This window comes from Mycolicibacterium austroafricanum, from assembly GCF_000612725.1.
Classification (GTDB): domain Bacteria; phylum Actinomycetota; class Actinomycetes; order Mycobacteriales; family Mycobacteriaceae; genus Mycobacterium; species Mycobacterium austroafricanum.
This window is the reverse complement of sequence record NZ_HG964451.1, coordinates 211,524-228,442: the sequence shown is the minus strand read 5'-3', so window position 1 is coordinate 228,442 and position 16,919 is coordinate 211,524. Positions and strand designations below refer to the sequence as shown.

15 protein-coding genes and 2 pseudogenes are annotated in these 16,919 nt (G+C 69.7%); 9 read left to right on the top strand and 8 right to left on the bottom strand.

Annotated elements, in window-relative coordinates; translation table 11 throughout:
• Position 1: 1 nt before the first annotated feature.
• Complete coding sequence (locus BN976_RS07760; RefSeq protein WP_036369736.1) at positions 2–1,018, bottom strand: hypothetical protein; 1,017 nt, start codon at positions 1,016–1,018, stop codon at positions 2–4.
• Between the two features lie 583 nt (positions 1,019–1,601).
• On the opposite strand from BN976_RS07760, the gene BN976_RS33750 reads away from it, so the two are divergent.
• Genes BN976_RS33750 through BN976_RS07745 form a run of 3 tightly spaced genes read left to right on the top strand, consistent with a single transcriptional unit; the run spans position 1,602 to position 2,644 of the window.
• A complete protein-coding gene (locus BN976_RS33750) occupies positions 1,602–1,952 on the top strand; it encodes a hypothetical protein (RefSeq protein WP_036369735.1) in 351 nt (116 codons plus the stop codon).
• A gap of 17 nt (positions 1,953–1,969) precedes the next feature.
• Positions 1,970–2,296, top strand: coding sequence for a heme-binding protein (locus tag BN976_RS07750; RefSeq protein WP_036369734.1), 327 nt, complete (start codon positions 1,970–1,972; stop codon positions 2,294–2,296).
• Between the two features lie 42 nt (positions 2,297–2,338).
• A complete protein-coding gene (locus BN976_RS07745) occupies positions 2,339–2,644 on the top strand; it encodes a heme-binding protein (RefSeq protein WP_036369733.1) in 306 nt (101 codons plus the stop codon).
• Between the two features lie 26 nt (positions 2,645–2,670).
• Here BN976_RS07745 and BN976_RS07740 read toward each other — a convergent pair whose 3' ends face one another.
• Positions 2,671–3,321, bottom strand: a complete 651-nt coding sequence (locus tag BN976_RS07740) for a TetR/AcrR family transcriptional regulator (protein ID WP_036369730.1) — start codon at positions 3,319–3,321, stop codon at positions 2,671–2,673.
• Between the two features lie 189 nt (positions 3,322–3,510).
• On the opposite strand from BN976_RS07740, the gene BN976_RS07735 reads away from it, so the two are divergent.
• Positions 3,511–3,873: a carboxymuconolactone decarboxylase family protein gene (locus BN976_RS07735; protein WP_036369729.1), complete on the top strand. Its 363-nt coding sequence runs from the start codon at positions 3,511–3,513 to the stop codon at positions 3,871–3,873.
• A 6-nt stretch (positions 3,874–3,879) separates the two neighbouring features.
• On the opposite strand, the pseudogene BN976_RS07730 reads toward BN976_RS07735, so the two are convergent.
• The 3 genes and pseudogenes from BN976_RS07730 to hglS all read right to left on the bottom strand — a co-directional run bounded on the left by BN976_RS07730 (position 3,880) and on the right by hglS (position 7,563).
• Positions 3,880–4,688: pseudogene (locus tag BN976_RS07730) on the bottom strand (SDR family NAD(P)-dependent oxidoreductase).
• Between the two features lie 107 nt (positions 4,689–4,795).
• Positions 4,796–6,340: an L-piperidine-6-carboxylate dehydrogenase gene (amaB, locus tag BN976_RS07725; protein ID WP_036369728.1), complete on the bottom strand. Its 1,545-nt coding sequence runs from the start codon at positions 6,338–6,340 to the stop codon at positions 4,796–4,798.
• Positions 6,337–7,563 carry a 2-oxoadipate dioxygenase/decarboxylase gene (hglS, locus tag BN976_RS07720; RefSeq protein WP_036369727.1) on the bottom strand — a complete coding sequence of 409 codons (1,227 nt, stop codon included), beginning with the start codon at positions 7,561–7,563 and terminating at the stop codon, positions 6,337–6,339. Before hglS ends, amaB begins: the two co-directional genes overlap by 4 nt.
• A 23-nt stretch (positions 7,564–7,586) precedes the next feature.
• On the opposite strand from hglS, the gene BN976_RS07715 reads away from it, so the two are divergent.
• Together BN976_RS07715 and BN976_RS34585 are read left to right on the top strand one after the other, a co-directional pair.
• Positions 7,587–8,057, top strand: a complete 471-nt coding sequence (locus BN976_RS07715; protein WP_036369726.1) for an Lrp/AsnC family transcriptional regulator — start codon at positions 7,587–7,589, stop codon at positions 8,055–8,057.
• A 186-nt stretch (positions 8,058–8,243) separates the two neighbouring features.
• Positions 8,244–8,372 (top strand): hypothetical protein, encoded by a 129-nt coding sequence (locus BN976_RS34585; RefSeq protein WP_268748844.1) that lies wholly within the window; start codon positions 8,244–8,246, stop codon positions 8,370–8,372.
• A gap of 34 nt (positions 8,373–8,406) precedes the next feature.
• Here BN976_RS34585 and BN976_RS07710 read toward each other — a convergent pair whose 3' ends face one another.
• The gene (locus BN976_RS07710; RefSeq protein WP_036369725.1) at positions 8,407–8,841 is read right to left on the bottom strand and encodes a hypothetical protein; all 435 of its coding nucleotides are present in this window, start codon (positions 8,839–8,841) and stop codon (positions 8,407–8,409) included.
• 97 nt (positions 8,842–8,938) lie between these two features.
• A pseudogene (locus BN976_RS34755) lies at positions 8,939–13,535 on the bottom strand (HAD-IC family P-type ATPase).
• A gap of 446 nt (positions 13,536–13,981) precedes the next feature.
• Here BN976_RS34755 and lat point away from each other — a divergent pair.
• The gene (lat, locus tag BN976_RS07695; protein WP_051558361.1) at positions 13,982–15,328 is read left to right on the top strand and encodes an L-lysine 6-transaminase; all 1,347 of its coding nucleotides are present in this window, start codon (positions 13,982–13,984) and stop codon (positions 15,326–15,328) included.
• Between the two features lie 68 nt (positions 15,329–15,396).
• Here the strand turns inward: lat and BN976_RS07690 are convergent, their stop codons facing one another.
• Entirely contained in the window at positions 15,397–15,951 is a 555-nt protein-coding gene (locus BN976_RS07690; RefSeq protein WP_084182248.1) for a restriction endonuclease, read from the bottom strand.
• Positions 15,952–16,166: 215 nt separating this feature from the next.
• Between BN976_RS07690 and BN976_RS07685 the strand changes: the two genes are divergently transcribed.
• On the top strand, positions 16,167–16,541 hold the full coding sequence (locus BN976_RS07685) for a hypothetical protein (RefSeq protein WP_036369710.1): 375 nt from the start codon (positions 16,167–16,169) through the stop codon (positions 16,539–16,541).
• A 32-nt stretch (positions 16,542–16,573) separates the two neighbouring features.
• Positions 16,574–16,882: a protein UsfY gene (usfY, locus tag BN976_RS07680; protein ID WP_036369704.1), complete on the top strand. Its 309-nt coding sequence runs from the start codon at positions 16,574–16,576 to the stop codon at positions 16,880–16,882.
• Positions 16,883–16,919: the final 37 nt, after the last annotated feature.

The following is a 16,919-nucleotide window of genomic DNA, read 5'->3' as shown; positions in this document are numbered from 1 at the left end:
TTCAGCCGCGAGTCATCGTCGCGAGATTGCGCCACAGGTTGCGCAGGCTGTCGGTGCCGCCGAACAGCGTTGTGAAATGGGTGGAGTCGATCAGCACGATGTCACCGGCCCTGTCACCGTCGGGCGGCATCCAGATCACCGCGTTGAACGCGGTATTCCCGGCGTCGGTGAACGGATGAGGTCGGTTCATGTCGATCGGCTGGCGCGCCAGCACACGCAGGCTCGCGCCTTCCGGCGCCGTCAGTTCGTAGTGGGGCAGGTGCTGGTGGAAACTCAACGTCGGCACGTCGGCCAGCAGGCCTAGCTCGTCGAACTCCTGAAATGTGGTCAACGCAACCGGTTCCCGTGTTCCGGGCGGCACGGCGGGTCGCAGGCCCCAGATGTTGTGCACCGGAACGCCGAGGGCACGCATCAGGGCGCGGGTGTAGCGGGTGAATCGTTGCTGGCGCGGTACCAGCCGGTCACCGTGGTGTTCGTATTCGACCTGCCGCTGGGCGAGATCGTCGGTGAATCCGACGTCGTGGTGGGGTGCGAGCAGCAGGCAGGTGCCCTCTCGGCGCAGCCATTGGCGGATCGCTTCCACTTCTTCCCGAGCAGGTTCGAGCTCGGAGTCGAGGTGGTCGAGACCGAACACCATCAGGGTGTCGGTGTCGGCCAGGATCCGCTCGTCGATGAGTTGCGGATAGCCGGCCTGGTCGACCCGCTGGTATACCGCGACCGGGTGCCCGGTCACCTCGCCGGCCAGGTTCTGGAATGTCACGGTGGAGCGGTGGAACAGTTCCAGGGTTCCGGCGATGCCCTGGAGGAAGTTCGCCGCCTCGAACTCCGGTGTCTCGTAGGCGGGATACACGACGTTACGGACCTCGGTCAGGGTCGAGAACCGGTTGCTCATCGCCGCGGGATCACGTTGCGCCTCCCAGGGATAACTCCACGTCCAGTAGATGCTGATGCGGCGCCGGCCGTCGTGCGGACGGGGGATGTGGTTCTGGTTGTAGGTCCGGGCGGGTCGAACGGTCATCGACGGTCCTCATCGTCGAGAGTGGTCAGATAGCGCAGCGCGGTGAGCCTCGGCAGGAAGAAGTAGGGGCCCCCGCGAAGGGTGGTGAAGGCCGGAATTCCCTTGTGAACCCTGCGGATCGGCCGCTTCGGGACCCTCTTTCACCTTGGCGATGATCGAGAAGCCGTGACAGGCGGGGGTGCGGGGATAGGTCGGTCCGTAGCGGCCGCGCTCCAACTCGAAGTAGCCCTCGGGGGGAATCGCCACCGCCGCGGGCCTCGACCAATCATCCTCGTGTACCGCCATGGCCGGCCTCCCGATCGCTGTCGATCGGAACGTAAAGCGACCCAGCGGACCTGTCGTCCCCCTATCTGGGGGAACCTGGAGGCCTGGGGTCATGCCGGGCGGCGTGGCTGCTAGGGACAGCCGGGTGGCGTGACCCCAGGCGTATCGGACACTACGCGCGGCGCGGCGATAGTCCAGCGGTTGCAGTCGTTTTCACCCGTTGTGGGGGATGTCCCGACCTGGCGCCGCTGCCTACGCTCACCGCAGCCGGCCGTGAATCCATGTGGCTGTGCACGAACCAACGCAGTAGGAGTGAGCGATGCGCTTGGTTTACCTGTGCGTGGTGCCGGTGGTGGTGTCCACCGGGATCGCGCTCGCTCCGCCTGCCGTGGCGGACTGCACCAGCGCCGGCGGCACGACCATCTGTTCCCAAGGTGAGGTGCGCGGGGCAACCGGAGGGGGCGGGCCGTCGGGGCCCTACGTCCCGTACCCGTGCGACCTCGACTGGTACGACTGCGACGAGTGGTGGAACGTCGACTTCGACGTCGACGTCGATCCTGGTCCGCCCGGCATCGGAGGCCCCGGTCGTCCCGATATCGGCGGGCCGGGCCGCCCAGGCGGCGGTCGTCCCGGCGGCGGCGGAGGCATCGGCGGAGGCCGCGGACGATGACTACAGAGGAGAAGCACATGTCGCTCCATCCCCTCGGCCCGCTGACCGCTGCGCTGGCGTGCGCGGCGGTGCTGTGCGCGGCGCCGGCCGCGGCCCAGCCGCCACCGCCGAACTGCTCCTCGGCCGATCTGACCGGGGTGATGACCGGGGTGATGGCGGCGACGTCGGCGTACCTGTTCACCCACCCGCCGGTCAACGACTTCTTCACCGGCCTCAAGGGTCGCCCGCCGGACGAACGCCGGGCGGCGCTGGAGACGTTCATGAACGCCAACCCGCAGGTGCAGGCCGAGCTTCGGGGCATTCGTCAACCGATGGTGGATTTCCGCAACCGCTGCGGCGGTTGACGGGCCTACGATCCCTGTGTGACTTCCCACATCGCGCGGCGGATGGTCGCCGCGGCCGTCGGTGCTGCCGGCGTCCTCTCAGCCGTCGTCCCCGCCCACGCCCAGCCGCCGAACTGCACGGCGGCCGACCTCGCCGGCATTATGACCGGCGTCAGTGCGGCCACCTCGGCGTACCTGTTCACCCATCCTCCGGTCAACGAGTTCTACACGTCGATCAAGGACATGGCGCCGGAGCAGAGGAAGGCCGCGGTGGTCGCGTTCGCCGACGCCAACCCGCAGGTGGCCGCAGAGATGCGCGGCATCCGGCAACCTCTTGTGGATTTCCGTAACCGCTGCAATCCCGCCTGACCTCAACGCCGTTCGACGGCCTGAGCTCAACGCCGTTCGGGGGAGACGGCCTCGGCCAGCGCGGCGGGGATCCCCGGCACCCGTCCCACGGCGTCCATCAGGCCGTGCGCACACAGGTCGGCGATGACGTCGGCGTCCAGCGACGCGTCCATCAGTCGCTGCCGGCACATCTCGAATGTGAACGCCAGCCAGCCGTAGACGGTTGCGCGCAGGTCGCGTTCCAGCTTGGAGTCGATGCCGCCCCCGACAGCGGTGGTGATGCGGTCGATGATCCGGTTGGCCTGACGGTCGTTGTCGATGTCCTCGATGCCGCGCAGAAGCGGATCTGACCGCCCCATCCCGAGGTAGGCCGCCCAGGCCTCGTGCGGATGATGCTCGTCGTACTGCAGATAGGCCAGCACACCGGCGCGAAGCTGTGCGAACAGCGTCTGCCCGGGCTGCGGAGGGGTGTTCGTCGCAAGGAACAGCCGCTCGGTCTCGGCGCGCACGACCGCGGCGAAAAACGTCCGCTTGTCAGGAAAGTAGTGGTACATCAACGCGCGCGACACGCCGGCGCGCTCGGCGATCTCGTCGATGCGCACCTCGTCATACGGCCGCTGGCCGAACACCTCGGCGCCGAGGGTCAGCAGTTCGGTACGGCGCTCGTCGGGGGACAGTCTGCGCCGTGGTCCAGCCATGGACCGATACTACTTGGCACATGTACAACAGCTGCGTCGGCATCGCGGGCGAGTCGCTTTTCGCGGAATCCACCTATCAGGTGCTGCGAATCGCCTGCAGTAGAAGCGTTTCCATGCCCGCCTCCGCACACGCCGCCCTGATTACTTTGGACTCTTTCCGCACCGGTCACCGGCGGACACACTGAGGTCATGGATGGTGAACAGCATTACCACGACGTACTCGCCGAGCTGAGGCCAGAGCATCGCGCCCTGCGCCAGATGATTCCTGGGGTCTATCAGGGCTTCAACGCGATCAGCGAGGCCTCGCTCGCCGACGGCGCGCTGAGCCGAAAGGTCAAGGAGTTGATCGCGATGACGATCGGCATCGTCCAGGGCTGCGACGGCTGCATCGCGTCGCACGCCAGGGGAGCTGCCCGCGCCGGGGCCACCCTGGAAGAGGCGGCCGAGGCGATCGGTGTGAGCATCATGATGCACGGCGGCCCGGCCACGATCTACGGCGCGCGGGCGTTCTCCGCGTTCACCGAGTTCGCCGGCAAGCCGGCGGCCACCTGAGGTCCGTCAGAGCGCGCGCAGTGTCCGCTGATACCTGCGCATCCCGCTGATCCAGCGGTCGTAGTCGCCGCCCTTGTTCCGGTACATCTCGAGCAGTTCGGGGTGCGGCAACACCAGGAACCGGTCGGTGCGGATGGCCTCGACCGTCACGGCCGCGACGTCGGCCGCGCTGATGACGCTCCCCGACTGCTCGATCGACGACGCGCCGAGCCGCGAGTCGGGGTCGTCGGTGCTGCGAATCGCTTGCAGCAGAGGGGTATCCACGCCGAGTGGGCACACGCAGCTGACACCGATGCCGTCGTCGCCGTAGGTGATCGCCAGCCACTCGGCGAACCCCACCGCGGCGTGCTTGTCACCGCGTAGCCGGCGGCACCCAACTGCGTCAGCAATCCGGCGGCCGAGGCCACCGACACGAAGTGCCCCGACCCGCGCGACTGCCAGTGCGGCACCACCAGCCGGGCCGCGCGGATATGTGCGCGCAGGTTCACGTCGAGGATGACGTCCCAGTCGGATTCGGTTCCCAGGCCGGGCTTTCCGGTGATTCCGGCATTGGCGACGTAGATGTCGACGGGGGTGAACTCGCGGGCGGCGAGCGTGATCAGGCCCTCGATGTCGGCAATGTCGGACGCGTCGGCGCGCAGGGCCGCGGCCGCACCACCGGAGTCCCGGATCGCCGAGGCGGTGGCGTGCGCACCGGACTCGTCGAGGTCACCGACGACCACCCTGACGCCGTGCGACGCGAGTTCGGTGGCTATCGCGGCGCCGATCCCCGAGGCGCCTCCGGTGACGATCGCTGTCTTGCGTGCAAGTTCCATGCCCCGAGTGTGCCGCGAGCGTGCGCAAAGTAGGCCTCAAAGGCGGCGTGTCGGCCGCAGACACGCACGCTCGCGCTTGATGGCGCTTGATGGCGCCCACACGCGGCTCAGCCGAAGTGGACGCCCTGGGCCAGCGGCAGCTCGGTCGAGTAGTTGACGGTGTTGGTCGCGCGCCGCATGTAGGCCTTCCACGCATCCGAGCCGGACTCGCGGCCGCCGCCGGTCTCCTTCTCCCCGCCGAACGCGCCGCCGATCTCCGCACCGGATGTGCCGATGTTGACGTTGGCGATTCCGCAGTCCGAGCCGTCGGCGGCCAGGAATCGTTCCGCCTCCCGCATGTCGAGCGTGAAGATCGACGACGAAAGCCCCTGTGGCACCGCATTGTTCAATGCGATGGCCTCGTCCAGCGTCTCGTAGGTCATCACATAGAGGATCGGCGCGAACGTCTCCTTGTGCACCACCGCGCTCTGCGCGGGCATCCGCACCACCGCGGGCGTGACGTAGAACGCGCCCTCGTCGCCGACGTCGACGCGCTCGCCGCCGGTCACCGTCCCGCCTTCGGCCGCCGCCTGCTGCAGGGCCAGCACCATGTCCCGGTAGGACGCCGTGTGGATCAGCGGGCCCACCAGCGTTCCGTCGGCGAACGGGTCGCCGACCGGCAACTGCTTGTAGGCCGCCACGATCCGCGACACCAGCTCGTCGGCCACCGAGGAGTGCACGATCAGCCGGCGCAGCGTGGTGCACCGCTGACCGGCCGTGCCCGCCGCCGAGAACACGATGCCCCGCACCGCGAGATCGAGATCGGCCGCCGGGGTGACGATCGCAGCGTTGTTGCCGCCCAGTTCCAGCAGCGCGCGACCGAAGCGAGCAGCCACCCGCGGGCCCACCTCGCGGCCCATCCGCACCGAACCGGTCGCCGACACCAGCGCCACCCGCGGATCGTCGACCAGCTTTTCGCCGACCTCCCGCTCACCCAGCACCAGCCGGCCGACCGCCGCGGGCGCGCCGACGTCCGCGCAGGCCCGCTCCAGCAGCGCCTGACACGCCACGGCGGTCAGCGGGGTCAGCTCCGAGGGTTTCCACACCACGGTGTCACCGCATACCAGCGCGACACCGGTGTTCCACGCCCACACGGCGACGGGGAAGTTGAACGCGGTGATGACGCCGACCACGCCGAGCGGATGCCAGTTCTCCATCAGCCGGTGCCCGGGGCGTTCGGAGGCGATCGTGCGGCCGTACAGCTGCCGCGACAGCCCGACCGCGAACTCGCAGATGTCGATCATCTCCTGCACTTCGCCCAGCGCCTCGGAATTGATCTTGCCGGCCTCGATGGTCACCAGTGAAGCCAGTGCGGCCTTGTGCTCGACGAGCAGCTGTCCCAGCCGCGCCACCAGCGCGCCGCGCACCGGGGCGGGTGTGGTCCGCCACGTCGAAAATGCCTCCGCCGCAGCGGCAACCGCTGCGTCGGCGTCCGCCGCCGACGCCTGCGGCACGCTGAACAGCACGTCCCCGGTGATCGGCGTGCTGGCGGGCAGCCCCTCCGCGCCGGGCGCGCCGAGGGGCACCGTGGCGCCGACGGCGGCCAGCGCGTCCCGGACACGGGTGCGCAGCGCATCCGCGGTGGGCAGGACGGGGGTCACAACAGTGGTCATGAGGACGCGACTTTCTCGTAGAGGTCGTAGGGGTCGTGGATGTGATGGCCGATCTGCCCGGCCATCCAGTCGAGGCTGTAGTCGGTGGTGTCGCCGCCCGCGCCGGCCACGGCGTCGGTGTCCAGGTTGGAGCGGAAGATCCCGGCCGCCGAGGCGGGCAGAAAGTCTTCGTACACAACAGGTCTCGACGGGTTGCCGCCGTAATAGTAGGCCAGCCCGGACGCGGCCATCTCGGCGTCGGTGGCGGGGAAGTGCTCACCCCACACCGCCGAAGGGTCGGCGCACGCCATCGCCGCGTCGTAACGTGAACGGCCCAGCGGCGTAAGCGCGATCCCGCGTTGCTCGACCTCGCCGAACCGCACCCGCAGCGTGCCGTCGACCACCTCGCCGGAGGGCGTGCGGAACCGCCGCGGTTCGGCCAGCGCCCGAAATGACGTCTGCCGCAACAGCACCTGAGGACCTGGCGTTCGCGGTGGCCCCTGGATGTGGTCGATCATCGTGACGCCGCGCTCGGTCATGGCGTGCTGCAGCTCGTCGATGTCGAGGACCCGTGGGGTCAGGTGGTTGATGTGGGTGGAGGTGACGCCCGCGATGTCGGCGGCGACGGCCGAGACCGCAGCGAGTTCGTCATACCAGGCGCGGTCGATCGGCTCGCGGGACAGCGCGAACGCCGACACCGCGGCGGCGACGAACTCGGCAGCCTCATCCGGCGGACAGCCGCCCGAGGCGGCGATGCGGCGCGCCGAGGCGATCAACGCAGGGTCGAACAACTGTCGCCCGGCCACGAACCGTTCGACCCGCCCGCGCAGGTCCGCGCTGAAGAATCGGGTGTCGGCGCTGGCCAGCATCGAGGTGAACACCCGAAAGGGGTTGCGGGCCAGTTCCTCCGGATCGACCGGCCGGAACGCCGTGGACACCACGGGCACCGGGGACGCGGCCTCGCGCAGGTCGTAGAAGCCGACGGGGTACATCCCGAACGCCGAGAACAGGTCGGCCACCTGTGCCAGCTCGGCGGCGGAGCCGACCCGGATGGCGCCGTGGCGTTCGGCGGTGACGCGCTCCAGCGATCCCAGCCGCAGCGCCGGCGAGGCCGCGGCGTACGCGGCGTTCACCGCGGAGCTGACGTCGACCAGGGTGTGGTAGGCGGGCACCTCGGCGCCGTACATCTGTGACAGCCCGGCGGCGAATTGCGCCCGCAACTGCCAGGTTTCGACGCTACGCATTCGCCCTCCGATACAGTGCGGCCATGACCGAACCCGCAGATCCGCAGCCGCTCGACGAGATCGATCGCGTGCTGGCCCGCGAGCTGGTCGCCGACGGTCGGGCGACGCTGGCGCACCTGGCCGCGACGGCCGGTCTGTCGGTGTCGGCGGTGCAGTCGCGGGTCCGCCGGCTGGAATCGCGCGGGGTGGTGTGCGGATACACCGCCCGCATCGACCCCGAGGCCGTCGGCAGCAAGCTGTCGGCGTTCGTCGCCATCACCCCTCTCGATCCTTCCCAACCCGATGATGCACCCGCGCGGCTGGAACACATCCCGGAAATCGAGGCGTGTTATTCGGTGGCCGGCGAGGACAACTACATGCTGCTGGTTCACGTCGAGTCGGCGCGGGCCCTGGAAGGTCTGTTGCAGCGAATCCGCACCGCGGCCGACGTGAAGACCCGCAGCACGATCATCCTACAGAAGTTTTACAGCGGTCGGCGACACATACCGGACTAATTACGATTACGGGCGTCGCGGCGGCTGAAGTTTACGACAGAGTGGGCTTTGCGTCGGAATCGACCCGATCGAGAGCCACGCGTCCCCCGGGCCACACTTCGAGTGCTGATTGAGCGGGGCGAAGGCGGGCGAATATCCGTTAGGTAAGCCTTTCCTATTTCCTCCTGGGCCGCTACTCTCACCGCCGTGAGCGACATTCTGCGCGACTTCGGCACTGACAACCTCGTCGACGCCGGAGTCCGGCTGGTCAGGCCCGTCGTCGAGCACGTCTACACCGTTCTCGTGCGCGCCGGCGTCCTCGTCATCGACGACTGACGTCAGCAGGTCGGCGTGTAGCCGGACGACAAAGTCACGACTTGGGGCTGCTGCCGCCCGCCTTCTTCGCGGGAGCCTTTTTCGCCGGTGCCTTCTTGGCCGGTGCCTTCTTCGCGGCGGCCTTCTTCGCCGCGACCTTCGCCGGGGCCTTTGCCGCGATCTTCGCCGGGGCCTTTGCCGTGACGGCCTTGCGCGGCGGGGCCGCAGAAGGCTTCTCGGCGTCGGGCTTCGAGTCGCTGAAATGCCGCGAAACCACGACCTGCCCGACGCCGATGGCCGCTGCCACCGGCCATTCGATCGCACCGAGGGCGGCCAGCGCGCCCAGCACGCCGAAGAACGCGAGCTGATCGGGCGGTGGGACCGCGATCCGCCCCACTATCGGGAGCCGGATCGAGAACTTCTCCGCCTCCTTGACGAGTTCGGAGGCGTCATGGTGGGAAGCGACGAACGACCGCGCCTTATCGAACATTTCGTCCCCCGTTCAACTGAAGGTCCCCGAATGCACCCACTGCCGAGGCTACCTTTCGGGCGTGTCTGACTTCTCGCGTTCTGCCGGCCCCGACACGCTAATCACTGCCGGTGTCCATCTGCTGACGCCGCCGATCCGTGCCCTCTACGCCGTCCTCGTCCAGGTCGGCATCGTCGTCGTCGACGATCAGGACTGACTCGTCGTCGTCGACGATCAGGACTGACTCGTCGTCCACGACGGTGACTGATTCGTCGTCCACGACGGGGACTGACTCGACGACGTCGGCCACGCGCTTGCGCACGGCGTCGGTGGCGCGGTGCAGCAGCTCCGGCGCCGTCGCCGACAGCAGCGATGCCACCGCCGTGGCCGAGAACGCCTGACCCCATCCGACCGGGCCCACCGGCGTGCATCCGAAGACCTGGCTGACGCCGGGGGTGCTGATGACCCCGGCCAGGGTGGCGAACGAACCCAGCGCCGTCGCCACCACCAGCGGGCTGCGGGAGTCGATCAGGGTCTGCGCCAACTGTGACGACACCAATCCGATCAGCGCGACGGTCGAGGCGCGCTGCGGCGTGCCCGTCATACTCGCCATCGCCCAGGCCGAGGTGGCCCCGACGGTCGTCGCCGCGCCGCGGACGCCGATCGCCCGCCACATCGCCGCCTCGTCCAGGTCCACCTGCCCGGTGGTGTCGGTCTGGCGGCTGACGGCCAGCGCCGCGGCAGGCAGCGCGTCGGTCAGCATGTTGACCAGCAGCATCTGCCGGGCGTTGAGTACGGAGCGCCCGGTCAGCACGCTGGTGACGAGCGCGAACGCGATCTCGCCGGTGTTGCCGCCCAGCAGCATCGACACCGCGGACTGGACCCGAAGCCACAGCTGCTTGCCCTCGTCGAGGGCGTCGAGCAGTGCCTCGATCCGTCCGTCCAGCAGCACCACGTCGGCGGCGGTGCGGGCCGGATCGCTGCCGCGTGCGGCCACCCCGAACCCCACACTCGCCGCCCGGATCGCCGCGGCGTCGTTGGCGCCGTCGCCCACCATGGCCGTCACCATGCCGATACGCTCCAGCGTCTGCACCACGTCGATCTTGTGCTCGGGTGACATCCGGGCGTAGACGATCCGTGACACCACCGCCTCGGCGCGCTGCTCGGCCGACAGGCCCTCCCACTCGACACCGGTCATCACCTGATCGGCGGTGACGTCGAGGCCGAGTTCGCCGGCGATGACCATCGCCGTCACCGGATGGTCGCCGGTGATCAGCCGGACTCCGATGCCACGGTTGCCGAGCTCCTTGAGGACGTCCTGCGCACTCGCCCGCGGGGTGTCGGCCAGCCCGAGCAGGCCGATGGGGGTCAGCTCCGACCGGCACAAGTCCTCGAACGCGGCGGCATCGGCGCCCGCGGCGGCGGCCTGTTCCGGGGTGAGCTGACGCTCGCCCACCGCGATCACCCGCAGGCCCTTGGCGGCCATGTCGTCGATCGCGGCCACCGCCGGGCCGTTGGCCTGGGCCAGCGCGGACGCGAGCACCTCGGGCGCGCCCTTGATGGTGAGCCGGGTGCCGACGATCGCGGCCGCGAACGGCCGGCCGGCCTGGAACGGCAGGAACGCGTCGCGTTCGATCGCCGTCGTGTCCGCTGCGTCCTCGTCACCGTGGACGGCACGACGGATCGCGTCGTCGGTGGCATGGTGGGCGCGATGACCCGGCCGGACGAAGATCGTGCTCAGGGCCGCGTCGAGCGCCTGTTCCTCGGTGAAGCCGTCGACGGGGTGTACCGCCTTCACCCGCAGCCGGTTCTCGCTGAGCGTCCCGGTCTTGTCGAAGCACACCACCTGCAGGCGCGCCATCGCCTCGATCGACTGCGCGTTGCGAATCAGCACCGACTCACCGGTGAGGCGCCGGGCCGAGGCCAGCTGGGCCAGCGTGGCGACCAGCGGCAACCCCTCCGGCACAGCGGCCACGGTCAACGCGACGGCACTGCCGACGGCCTCGCGCAGCGGGGTGCCGCGGGCCAGGCTGAGCAACCCCACCAGGGCACCGCCACCCACGCTGAAGGGCAAGGCACGCTTGGTGATTCGGCTCAGCTGGCGCTGCAGGCCGATCTCACGCGACTTGTCCGGCGCCATCGCCAACGCGCGGCGCATCTCGGTGCGCGACCCGACGGTGGTGACGACCGCCACCGCGGTGCCTGCCACCAGCGTGCTGCCCGCGTAGAGCATGCACGCCCGCTCCGCCAGCGGGGTTCCCGGTGTGGGATCGGTTTGCTTGGGCACCGGCAGCGACTCGCCAGTCAGCGACGACTCGTCGACCTCGACGCTGGTGGCCTCGATCAGTCGCGCGTCGGCGGGGACGACCTCGTCGGCGTGCACCTCGATGATGTCGCCCGGCCGCAGCCGGCTCGCCGGCACTCTCTCGTGGCCGCCCCGATCGAGCGGACCCACGAGCCTGCGGGCCAGCGGCTCCTCGACGGCCATCAACCGCTGCAGGATGCGTTCGGCGTGCAACTGCTGCTCGGCCGACAGCGCGGCGTTGGCCAGCAGCACACCGCCGACCAGCGCGGCGTCCAGCGGTGAACCCAGCAGGGCGCTGGCCACCGCCCCGGTGGCCAGCAGCGGCGTGATCGGGTCGGCGAGATTCGTCCGCATCTCGGCGACGAAATCGCGGGTCAGATGCCACGACCAGGTGCCGGCGCGCCCGAGCGCGCGAAGCGGCGGCAGATCGGTCAAACCTGTTGAATCATCATCGGGTATTTCGTCGGGCGGCCGAGGTAACAGGCGCTGCACCTCCGCGACCGGGAGGGCGTGCCAGTCGTGCGCGGTCTCCGGCTCCGGCGGGGGGGTCCCGGAACACCTTGCTGCCCGCGGTGAACCCCGACCACAGCGCGCCGACCACGCCGACGTTGACCGACTCCGGACCGCTGCCGGGAACGCTGGGGATGAGCATCAGCGCGCCGAGCGCGGTGGCGGACACCGACAGCCGGACACCCCTGGCGGTGACGGCACGCGCGGTCGGCAGCGAGTGCAGGATGCGCCACACCGACAGCAGGTCGGGCACGAACACGTCGGCCCCCCACGGCGGCGGCCAGCCGGGACGTTCCAGCCCGATCGTCAGGTCGGCGTCCTGGTTCGCCGACAAATCCGGCGTGGTCAAAATCGCGACGGTGGCGCCGTCGGCTCTCAGTTCGTCGACCGCCGCGACCAGCGCGTCGTCGATCGAGCCGTCGACGGGATACAACCGGTCGAAGCCCTGGGCCAGCGAGCGCAACCCATCGTCGGCGATCGACACCACCCGCGGTTTGGTGCGTCGCGCCTCGGTGACCACGGCGTTGGCGAGGGGATCGCGCACCGGGCTGACCAGCGCCTTGCCCGCCCGGCCGGCTCCCGGGATGGTGGAGAGCTTGTGCCAGCCGGGCGACAGGCCGTCGGATTCGAGCGCCGCCCGGACGGCTTCCCAGGCATGGGCGCGCCGCGAATTCGTCACTCCCACAACGCGAGTCACCGTGAGCTTGTCGGTGTAGAGCGCGCGGGGGTCGATGACGATCGCATCGATCCGGTCCAGATGGCGCAGCGCTCGCGGTCGGACGACGACGACGTCATGCTGGTGGGTCAGCCCCCGGGTCATCGCGGCGCCGAACGCCTCGCGCGCGGCGCGCGACGGCTTGGCCGCGGTCACCAGGGCGGCACTGCCCGCGATCGTGGGGTTGCGGGTGACCGCGCCGATGATCGTCGCGGCGGCCAGGCCGGCTTCGCCGATCCGTTCCGCATAGCGCTCACTGGGACCGTAGTCCCACTCCAGGGTGCCGCGGTCGGGCAGGCCGCCCTCCGGCGGGTAGGCGGCCAGCCTCGGTTCGTGGCGGCGCCAGGCCACCCGGGCATCCCACGCCTCCGCGGCGAGCATGGTGCGCGTGGCGGCCTCGGCGGCCGCGGACGTCGGCGAGGCGGTCAGTGCCGAGGCTGCGGCGTTCATCAGGCTCAGCAGCAGGTCGGTGCTGTCGCGGCCGAGCCTGTGCTCTAACTGACGGCGCAACTGCGGGACGTTGGCGGCCATGGTGGGAACGACCGACAACAGCTCGGTCACCCTCGGCACGCGCAGCGCGTTGCCGGTCACCGACAGGCCGAGGCCGGCGACGGCAGCCAGCGCGCCGAGCGTCCGGGCGGCCAGCAGCGCGTCGTCTCCGGGCAGGGTGAGCGGGCGGTGCCGGTCGCCGCAGGGCCCGGTCCGGACGCGACGCTCGGCATCGGCCACCACCTGTGCCAGGTCTTCCGCGGGTCCTTCGGGATGGGTGGTGACTATGACGCGCGCCACCGAGCGGTTGATCTCGGCGTGCTTGACGCCGGCGACGGCGTGCACGGCGGCGAGCACCTCGTCGGCGATCGCGTCGGCGTCGGGTCCGCTCAGACCGCAGATCTCGATCCAGTGGTGCGAGTTCAGTCGGCTGCTGCGCTTGACGGGGTGACCGCCGAGGGCCTCGGCGGTGATGGCGGCCGCGGTCTGCACTGCCGTCGGTGCACCGGCCGCCGCGTCCTGGACCAGCCCGGCCGCCGCGCGGGCGGTCGACGCCGCGCCTGCCGCGACATCGGTGACCACTCCGGCGGCGGTGCCCGCGACGGCCCGCCCGGCGCCGATGGCGGCGTCGCCCGCCAGAAGCGCTGTCCCCCCGGCGATTTGGATGAGCTTCAGTGGCGCGCCGAGCAGGCTCATGACGGCCGCCCTGCACTGCGCCACGGCATCGTCGGGTGCATTGCCCGCCTGGATCGCGTCACCTCGACCACCCACCGTAGGACCAATTCACCGGCGACCATCTGCCGGTCCGACCGCTTCGCGATGAGTGCCCTTCCCTTCGTGGTGCCACACCGACAAGTCGTCACTCGCCGCGACGACGTGCCAGATGTTCAATCGTAGGCGCGCAAAGACCGCGGTGACGGTCGAAGCAGTCGGCACGACCACCTCGCTGGGCAGTCGATCCTCGCCATGTTCGCCGGATCCGGTGAACGGCGACTTGCGGTCGTGTGGATCGGAGGTGAACACCGGCGAGTGTGTGCCGGGAGACACAGTCGGGCGGCACACCGATAGCCGGATGATTATCGGTTCAGTGGGCTGCTGTGCCGTAAAAAATGAGCTAAAATCGGCGTGTGACCGACATTTGTATGCCACTCCATGCTTCCGTGCGGCCGGAGGCGGACGCCGAAACCCACCGCGTGGGTCCCGATGACGTGCATCACGTGCTGGCCCGCAGCATTCTGGCCGACGGCCTGGACCTGGTGCTCGACATCGACCGCTCGCACGGCTCACATCTTGTCGACGCCCGCACCGGGCGCAGCTATCTCGACATGTTCACGTTCTTCGCGTCGTCGGCGCTGGGCATGAACCATCCCGGGCTGGCCGGTGACCCCGAGTTCCGCGCCGAACTGGCCGCCGCCGCGCTGAACAAGCCGAGCAACTCCGACGTCTACAGCGTTCCGATGGCCCGCTTCGTCGACACCTTCGCCCGCGTGCTGGGTGATCCCGACCTGCCGCACCTGTTCTTCGTCGACGGCGGCGCGCTGGCCGTCGAGAACGCGTTGAAGGTCGCCTTCGACTGGAAGAGCCGGCTCAACGAGGCCAGGGGCCTCGATCCTGCGTTGGGCACCAAGGTTCTTCACCTCAAGGGAGCCTTCCACGGCCGCAGCGGTTACACGATGTCGCTGACCAACACCGACCCCAACAAGGTGGCGCGCTTCCCGAAGTTCGACTGGCCGCGCATCGACGCGCCGTATGTGCGGCCCGGCGCCGATGTCGACGCGCTCGAGGCCGAGTCGCTGCGCCAGGCGCGCGCCGCGTTCGAGGCCAACCCGCACGACATCGCGTGCTTCATCGCCGAACCGATCCAGGGGGAGGGCGGCGACCGTCACTTCCGTCCCCAGTTCTTCGCCGCGATGCGGCAGCTGTGCGACGAGTTCGACGCGCTGCTGATCTTCGACGAGGTGCAGACCGGCTGCGGGATCACCGGAACCCCTTGGGCCTACCAGCAATTGGGGGTGTGGCCCGATGTCGTCGCGTTCGGCAAGAAGACCCAGGTGTGCGGTGTGATGGCCGGCGGCCGCGTGGACGAGGTGCCGGGAAACGTCTTCCACACCAGCTCGCGGATCAACTCCACGTGGGGCGGCAACCTCGCCGACATGGTGCGTGCGCGCCGGATCCTCGAGGTCATCGAGGTCGACGGACTCTTCGACCGCGCCGCCGAGAGCGGACGGTATCTGCGCGACGGGCTCGACGGGCTGGCCGCCGAGTTCCCGGCGCTGGTGCGTGACGTGCGCGGCCGTGGCCTGATGTGTGCGTTCAGCATGCCCAGCGCCGCGCAGCGCGACGCGCTGATCGCCGGGCTCTGGGAGTGCGGTGTGATCATGCTGGGCTCCGGCCCGGACAGCGTGCGGTTCCGGCCGGCGCTGACGGTGTCGGCGGCCGAACTGGACGCCGCGCTCGACGCGGTGCGCGCGGTGCTCAGGACGATGTGAGATCCGCCGAAATTGCATTCCGCGCGGGGAAAACCGCGAAATGGCAACGTGGAATGCAATTTCGGCGCCTAGGACGATGTGAGCCTGCGGATCGTCGAGCGCAGCCGCGGCAGGTCCGCGCCGCCGACCAGCTCGCATCCGTGCAGTTCGGCCAGTTTCCGTGCCGCCGGGGTGAATTCGTGATTGGTGACGACCATCGTCTGAGTGCAGTCCTGCATCGGCGCGCCGGCGACAACCTCCTGCACCGCGCCTGAGCCGACCGGCCGTGACTGCCGTTTGCACTGCACGGCCAGCCGGTGGGGCCGATGGCCGACGATCAGGTCGACGCCCCAGTCGCCGGTCAGCGGCGTCATGATCACCGGAACCCCGCAGCTGCGCGCGATCCGCGCGATGTGGTCCTCGAATTCGGTGCCCGACATGTCCGCGTCGACGGCCCGTTCGCGGGCGCCCGGGGTGGTCGCCCCGACGACGGCGGCGCGGACGAATCGCGGCGTCGCGACCGTGGCCATCGGGGCCAGCAACGCCACCAGCACACTCCACCCGGGTCCGGCGCCGGCCAGGTAGGCAGTGCTGCCCGCGGCGAGACCCCACGCCATGAACAGCTTCCACCGCAGCCTTGTCACGGCCGCATCGTAGGCAACGGCCCCGACAGGTCGGGTTTACCCGCGCAGGTCGGGTTCACCTGCGGAGGCCGGGTTTACCTGCGCAGGTGGGGTTTACCTGCGGAGGTCCGGTTTACCTGCGCAGGTGGGGTTTACCTGCGCATGTCGGGTTTACCCGCGCAGGCGCCGGGGAACTCCCGGCAAACCACCTGCCTGCTTGAACCGGAGACCACGCGATGACGGATCTGTCCCACCACAGTCGCGAGCTGCGCCGTGGTGCCGACTATTCCGAGCCCGGCGTGCGCGACGCGGTCCGGACCGGGCTGGGCTTCGCGGCCGCAGGCGCGACGTTCCTCTTCGTCGCGATGGTGTGGATCGGGACATGCACCGGGTCGCTCGCCCAGGCCGCCGGTTGCGGCGCGTCGCAGCGGGCGATGCTCGCGCTCGGTGCGCCGGCCATCCTGCTCGTCGGTGGTCTGTGGTCGATCGTGCGCAGCTTCCGGCGTCGCGAGCACAGCGCCCGGTGGGCCCGGCAGACCGCCGGGTGGATCCTTCTGGCTCTGATGGTGCTCAGCGCCGTTTTGAGTCTTCCTTCGCTGCCCTGGCGGTAGCACACTGGAGGGGTAGTTCTAAGGAGTTACCGATGAAGGGTCCCAACGATCCCGTCGACCATGTGCGGACTACGCGCCCGCACGCAGGTGAGTCGATGAAGGACAACAAGATCATGCCGGGGCTCGTGGTGATCGGTCTCGCGCTCGTCAGTTTCGTCTCTGCCCTCGCGGCGTTCGCCACGGTCAATCACGACGTCGGCGTCATGCTCGGCGCGCTCGGCTTGGCGGGCTTCGTGGTGGGCGGCGGCTGGCTGATGATCGAGCACCACCGCGTCCGCCACCTCGAAGACCTCTGGTACGCCCAGCATCCCGGTGTGCCGCGGCAGCGGCCCAACAGCTGAGCGGCTTAGGCCACGTGCGGCTTAGGTCGCGAGCGGC

Bases quoted from the DNA above. Each gene is read 5' to 3' on its own strand.
- BN976_RS07760 (WP_036369736.1), bottom strand. From the start codon at position 1,018: ATGACCGTTCGACCCGCCCGGACCTACAACCAGAACCACATCCCCCGT.
- BN976_RS33750 (WP_036369735.1), top strand. From the start codon at position 1,602: ATGCGCTTGGTTTACCTGTGCGTGGTGCCGGTGGTGGTGTCCACCGGG.
- BN976_RS07750 (WP_036369734.1), top strand. From the start codon at position 1,970: ATGTCGCTCCATCCCCTCGGCCCGCTGACCGCTGCGCTGGCGTGCGCG.
- BN976_RS07745 (WP_036369733.1), top strand. From the start codon at position 2,339: ATGGTCGCCGCGGCCGTCGGTGCTGCCGGCGTCCTCTCAGCCGTCGTC.
- BN976_RS07740 (WP_036369730.1), bottom strand. From the start codon at position 3,321: ATGGCTGGACCACGGCGCAGACTGTCCCCCGACGAGCGCCGTACCGAA.
- BN976_RS07735 (WP_036369729.1), top strand. From the start codon at position 3,511: ATGGATGGTGAACAGCATTACCACGACGTACTCGCCGAGCTGAGGCCA.
- amaB (WP_036369728.1), bottom strand. From the start codon at position 6,340: ATGACCACTGTTGTGACCCCCGTCCTGCCCACCGCGGATGCGCTGCGC.
- hglS (WP_036369727.1), bottom strand. From the start codon at position 7,563: ATGCGTAGCGTCGAAACCTGGCAGTTGCGGGCGCAATTCGCCGCCGGG.
- BN976_RS07715 (WP_036369726.1), top strand. From the start codon at position 7,587: ATGACCGAACCCGCAGATCCGCAGCCGCTCGACGAGATCGATCGCGTG.
- BN976_RS07710 (WP_036369725.1), bottom strand. From the start codon at position 8,841: ATGTTCGATAAGGCGCGGTCGTTCGTCGCTTCCCACCATGACGCCTCC.
- lat (WP_051558361.1), top strand. From the start codon at position 13,982: ATGCCACTCCATGCTTCCGTGCGGCCGGAGGCGGACGCCGAAACCCAC.
- BN976_RS07685 (WP_036369710.1), top strand. From the start codon at position 16,167: ATGACGGATCTGTCCCACCACAGTCGCGAGCTGCGCCGTGGTGCCGAC.
- usfY (WP_036369704.1), top strand. From the start codon at position 16,574: ATGAAGGGTCCCAACGATCCCGTCGACCATGTGCGGACTACGCGCCCG.